Origin of the sequence: Bacillus hominis (genome assembly GCF_018332515.1) — a bacterium.
Classification (GTDB): domain Bacteria; phylum Bacillota; class Bacilli; order Bacillales; family Bacillaceae_G; genus Bacillus_A; species Bacillus_A hominis.
Map to the genome: position 1 here is coordinate 1 of NZ_BOQD01000230.1, position 5517 is coordinate 5517.

At 37.7% G+C, this 5517-nt stretch carries 5 protein-coding genes; all 5 read left to right on the forward strand.

Annotated features, from left to right (window positions below; genetic code table 11):
- Positions 1-34 precede the first annotated feature (34 nt).
- The 5 genes from argC to argF are packed head-to-tail and all read left to right on the forward strand — an operon-like array spanning position 35 to position 5205.
- Positions 35-1072 carry an N-acetyl-gamma-glutamyl-phosphate reductase gene (argC, locus tag KI356_RS20245; protein WP_212936268.1) on the forward strand — a complete coding sequence of 346 codons (1038 nt, stop codon included), beginning with the start codon at positions 35-37 and terminating at the stop codon, positions 1070-1072.
- A gap of 10 nt (positions 1073-1082) precedes the next feature.
- Positions 1083-2306 (forward strand): bifunctional glutamate N-acetyltransferase/amino-acid acetyltransferase ArgJ, encoded by a 1224-nt coding sequence (gene argJ / locus KI356_RS20250; RefSeq protein ID WP_212936269.1) that lies wholly within the window; start codon positions 1083-1085, stop codon positions 2304-2306.
- A gap of 11 nt (positions 2307-2317) precedes the next feature.
- Positions 2318-3085 (forward strand): acetylglutamate kinase, encoded by a 768-nt coding sequence (gene argB, locus KI356_RS20255; RefSeq protein WP_128281014.1) that lies wholly within the window; start codon positions 2318-2320, stop codon positions 3083-3085.
- Positions 3082-4242, forward strand: coding sequence for an acetylornithine transaminase (gene argD, locus KI356_RS20260; protein ID WP_212936270.1), 1161 nt, complete (start codon positions 3082-3084; stop codon positions 4240-4242). Before argB ends, argD begins: the two co-directional genes overlap by 4 nt.
- A 12-nt stretch (positions 4243-4254) precedes the next feature.
- Positions 4255-5205 (forward strand): ornithine carbamoyltransferase, encoded by a 951-nt coding sequence (argF, locus tag KI356_RS20265; RefSeq protein ID WP_212936271.1) that lies wholly within the window; start codon positions 4255-4257, stop codon positions 5203-5205.
- Positions 5206-5517 lie beyond the last annotated feature (312 nt).

Below are 5517 nucleotides of genomic sequence, written 5' to 3' on the forward strand. Positions count from 1 at the left end.
ACTTAATTTAAAGAATCGATATGAGGAGGAGCTTATGAAAGTCGCAATTATTGGAGCAACTGGATATGGAGGCATTGAGTTAATTCGGTTATTAGAACAACATCCATATTTTTCGATTGCATCTCTCCATTCCTTTTCACAAGTTGGCGAGTGTATAACAGGTGTATATCCGCATCTTCGAAATGTTCTTGTCCATACGTTACAAGAAATTGATGTGGAGGCAATAGAAAGGGAAGCAGAAATCGTATTTTTAGCAACCCCAGCAGGAGTATCGGCGGAGTTAACTCCAAGATTATTAGCAGTAGGGTTAAAAGTCATTGACCTATCTGGAGACTTTCGTATGATAGATCCTTCGTCATATGAAATGTGGTATAAAAGGCCAGCTGCAAAAGAAGAAGTTCTTAGGAAAGCAGTTTATGGGTTAAGTGAATGGAAAAGGTCCGAGATTCAAAATGCTGATTTAATTGCAAACCCAGGATGTTTTGCGACAGCCGCCTTATTAGCGATAGCGCCGTTAGTACGTAGCGGAATGATTGAAGAAGATTCGATTATCATTGATGCAAAGTCAGGGGTATCTGGAGCGGGTAAAACGCCAACAACAATGACTCATTTTCCAGAGCTATATGATAACCTTCACATTTATAAAGTAAATCAGCACCAGCACGTTCCTGAGATTGAGCAAATGCTTATAGAGTGGAATGATAAAGCGAAGCCAATCACATTTAGTACACATTTAATACCGATATCACGAGGGATCATGGTTACACTTTATGCGAAAGTGAAACAAGAAATGAAAATACAACACCTTCAAAAATTGTATGAAGAAACGTATGAACAATCGCCTTTCATTCGAATTCGTTCTCAAGGAGAATTTCCAAGTCCGAAAGAAGTGAGAGGCTCAAATTATTGTGATATTGGCATAGCTTATGATGAAAGAACAGAAAGAGTTACAGTCGTTTCTGTTATAGACAATATGATGAAAGGTGCAGCTGGGCAAGCGATTCAAAATGCAAATGTATTAGCGGGATTAGAAGATACAACAGGTTTACAGCATATGCCGCTTTATCCATAAGGGGGACATGATGATTAAAGTAGCGTCTATTACAAAATTAGAAAATGGTTCAATTGTAACGCCGAAAGGCTTTTCGGCAATTGGCACTGCAAATGGTCTGAAAAAGGAGAAAAAGGATTTAGGTGCAATCGTTTGTGACGTACCAGCATCATGCGCTGCTGTTTATACAACAAATCAAATACAAGCAGCACCATTGCAAGTAACGAAAAAGAGTATAGCGGCGGAGGGGAAATTACAAGCAATTCTCGTCAATAGTGGAAATGCAAATGCTTGTACGGGGATGAAAGGATTGCAAGATGCTTATGAGATGCGAACATTAGGAGCGGAACACTTTGGAGTAAAAGAAAAGTACGTCGCAGTCGCTTCAACAGGTGTAATTGGAGTACCTTTACCGATGGATATCATTCGAAAGGGAATTGAATCTCTTGTGCCAACAAAGGAAGTAAGTGAAGCTCATTCTTTTTGTGAAGCAATTTTAACGACAGATCTTATAACGAAAGAAACTTGCTATGAGATGATAATTGATGGGGAAGCAGTGACCATTGCTGGGGTCGCAAAAGGTTCAGGGATGATCCATCCGAATATGGCAACGATGCTTAGTTTTATTACAACGGACGTCAATATAGAGCATGAAATATTGCAAACAGCATTATCACAAATTACGAATCATACGTTTAATCAAATTACGGTGGACGGAGATACTTCTACAAATGATATGGTCATCGTTATGGCAAGTGGATTATCAGAAACGAAAACGATGAATATGGAACATAAAGACTGGGAAACTTTCGTATTGGCTTTACAAAAGGTATGTGAAGATTTAGCGAAAAAAATTGCACAAGATGGTGAAGGGGCTACGAAGTTAATAGAAGTAAACGTGTTAGGGGCTCGAATAAATGAAGAAGCAAAGAAAATTGCAAAACAAATAGTCGGTTCGAGTCTTGTGAAAACAGCAATATACGGTGAGGATCCAAATTGGGGCCGAATTATTAGTAGTATTGGGCAGAGTGAAGTAATCATTAACCCAAATACAATTGATATAACTCTTCAATCTATCGCCGTATTAAAAAATAGTGAGCCTCAAATGTTTTCTGAAGAGGAAATGACAAAGAAGTTACAAGAACATGAAATAAAAATTGATGTGTGTTTACATTTAGGAGATGAAACGGGATCAGCTTGGGGCTGTGACTTAAGTTATGAATATGTGAAAATAAATGCTTGTTATCGTACATAAGGAGAGAGAAGATGAGTGATTATATTGTAGTTAAATGTGGCGGTAGCATGTTGGATCAATTAAATCATGTGTTTTTTGATTGCATAAAGAAATTGCAAAATAAGTATAAGGTTGTTATTGTCCATGGCGGTGGCCCAGAAATTGATGCCAAGTTAGAAGGCTCTAATATCAAGGTAGAAAAGAAAGATGGATTACGAGTAACGCCGAAAGAGGTTATGGATGTTGTTCAAATGGTGCTATGCGGAAGTACGAATAAAAAATTCGTAATGAATTTACAAAAATATGATTTACTTGCGGTGGGGCTTTCAGGATGTGACGGTAATTTACTTCAAGTTCAACCTGTTGGCGAAGAGATGGGATATGTAGGAGAAGTAAGTTATGTAGAAACAGCCTTATTAAAAGGATTGATAGATATGAATTATATTCCTGTGATTGCTTCAATCGGGATAAATGGTAATGAGATTTATAACATAAATGCTGATACAGCTGCAGCTGGGATTGCGGCCGCACTATCCGCAAAAGAGCTCATTTTTATTACGGATGTAGATGGGATATTACATGAAGGGAAATTGGTACAGAAAACGGATGAATCTGAAGTCCTTACTTTTATAGAAAAAGGTGTTATTACAGGCGGGATGATTCCGAAAGTACAGGCGGCACTTGCATCATTAAAAATGGGAGTACAAAAGGTAAGTATCGTGAATGGTACAAAGGATTTTACTGAGGTTACAGGAGAGTGTATCGGAACGACGGTAACGAAAGGTGTGAGTATCGTATGACGAGTCATCTTTTTCAAACGTATGGAAGAAGAGAAGTTGAGTTTCTAAAGGGAAATGGAACAAAAGTTATCGATAAAAATGGTAAGCAATATTTAGATTTCACATCAGGAATTGGCGTATGTAATTTAGGACATTGTCATCCTACTGTTGTAAAGGCAGTAGAAATGCAACTTGGAAACATATGGCATATATCTAACTTATTTACGAACTCCTTACAAGAAGAGGTCGCATCGTTATTAACAGAAGATACAGCATTAGATTATGTGTTTTTTTGTAATAGCGGGGCGGAGGCGAATGAAGCGGCTTTAAAGCTAGCCCGTAAGCATACTGGGAAATCTCTCGTCGTAACATGTCAACAATCTTTCCACGGTAGAACATTCGGAACGATGAGTGCAACAGGGCAAGATAAAGTGAAAGAAGGATTCGGTCCATTACTTCCGTCTTTTTTACATACACCATTTAACGATATACAAGCATTAGAGGAAGTAATGAATGAAGAAGTTGCGGCGGTAATGGTAGAAGTTGTTCAAGGAGAAGGAGGAGTAATATTAGCTGATCCATCTTTTTTGAAGGAAATTGAAAAACTATGTAATCAGTACAATGCTCTTTTTATTATAGATGAAGTACAAACTGGAATAGGCAGGACAGGAACACTATTCGCTTATGAGCAAATGGGAATAGGGCCTGATATCGTTACCATCGCGAAGGCGCTTGGGAATGGTATTCCAGTTGGAGCGATGATTGGCCGGAAAGAACTAGGTTCTTCGTTTACTGCAGGGTCACACGGTTCAACTTTCGGTGGGAATTATATTGCTATGACTGCAGCGAAAGAAGTATTGCAATTCATTAAGGAACAATCGTTTTTAAAAGAAGTACAGGAAAAGGGCGAGTACGTATTAAAGAAATTGCAAGAAGAATTACGATACGTTGAATGTGTTCAAAATATTCGTGGTAAGGGACTTATGATTGGGATCGAATGTAAGCATGAGGTTGCAAATTTTATAGAACAACTAGAAAAAGCAGGACTTCTCGTATTACAAGCAGGACCTAATGTTATAAGACTATTACCGCCACTTATTGTAACGAATGAAGAGTTAGAACAGGCAGTATATATGATAAAAAAAGTAGTTTGTACAAAAAACGTATCAATCATATAAGGGGGAAGTTTCATGTCAACTGTACAAGTACCGAAATTAAATACGAAAGATCTTTTAACATTAGAAGAATTGACGCAAGAAGAAATTATTTCTTTAATTGAGTTCGCTATATATTTAAAAAAGAATAAGCAGGAGTCTTTATTACAAGGCAAAATATTAGGGCTTATTTTTGATAAACATTCAACTCGTACTCGTGTATCTTTTGAAGCGGGAATGGTACAGCTCGGGGGACATGGCATGTTTTTAAGCGGGAAAGAGATGCAAATTGGAAGAGGAGAAACCGTTTCAGATACTGCGAAAGTATTATCTCATTATATTGACGGGATCATGATACGTACATTCTCACATGCGGATGTAGAAGAGTTGGCAAAAGAATCGAGCATTCCTGTTATTAATGGATTAACGGATGACCATCATCCTTGTCAAGCATTGGCAGACCTAATGACAATATATGAAGAAACAAATACATTTAAAGGAATAAAATTGGCTTACGTAGGTGACGGAAATAATGTATGTCATTCATTGTTGTTAGCGAGTGCGAAAGTCGGAATGCATATGACTGTTGCAACGCCTATAGGGTATGAACCGAATGAAGAGATTGTTAAAAAGGCGTTAGCGATTGCTGAAGAAACAGGAGCTGAAATTGAAATTTTGCATAACCCTGAATTAGCGGTGAATGAAGCAGATTTCATTTATACTGACGTTTGGATGAGCATGGGGCAAGAAGGAGAAGAAGAAAAATATACTTTATTTCAACCTTACCAAATCAATAAAGAACTTGTTATGCATGCGAAGCAAACATATCGTTTCTTACACTGTTTACCTGCCCATCGTGAAGAAGAGGTAACAGGAGAAATTATAGATGGACCGCAGTCTATTGTTTTTGAGCAAGCTGGTAATCGATTACATGCTCAAAAAGCATTATTAGTAAGTTTATTTAAAAATGTAGAGGAGCCTTCCTAAAAGGGAGGTTTTTTTGTGTTGAAATGTCGGATGTATATTTAGGTAATTTTTTCTATAGCAATTAGAATAAAAAGAGAAAACTAATTTTATCCCGCTATTTGCGGGCAGTAAAACTCCCACCTCAAAATTCGGCTGGAGCAAAGAAGTTAGGTGGGAGATAAACTGCCCGTAAACGCCCGATTGGTGAAGGCTAATAATCAGTGGGGGATGAACAAAACCCCCACTGATTATAGTTTCACTTTATTAAGCAGTACATACAAAAACAAAAACCAATCACTGCATTCGTATGTATAGTGATGAAGTTCGACAAAA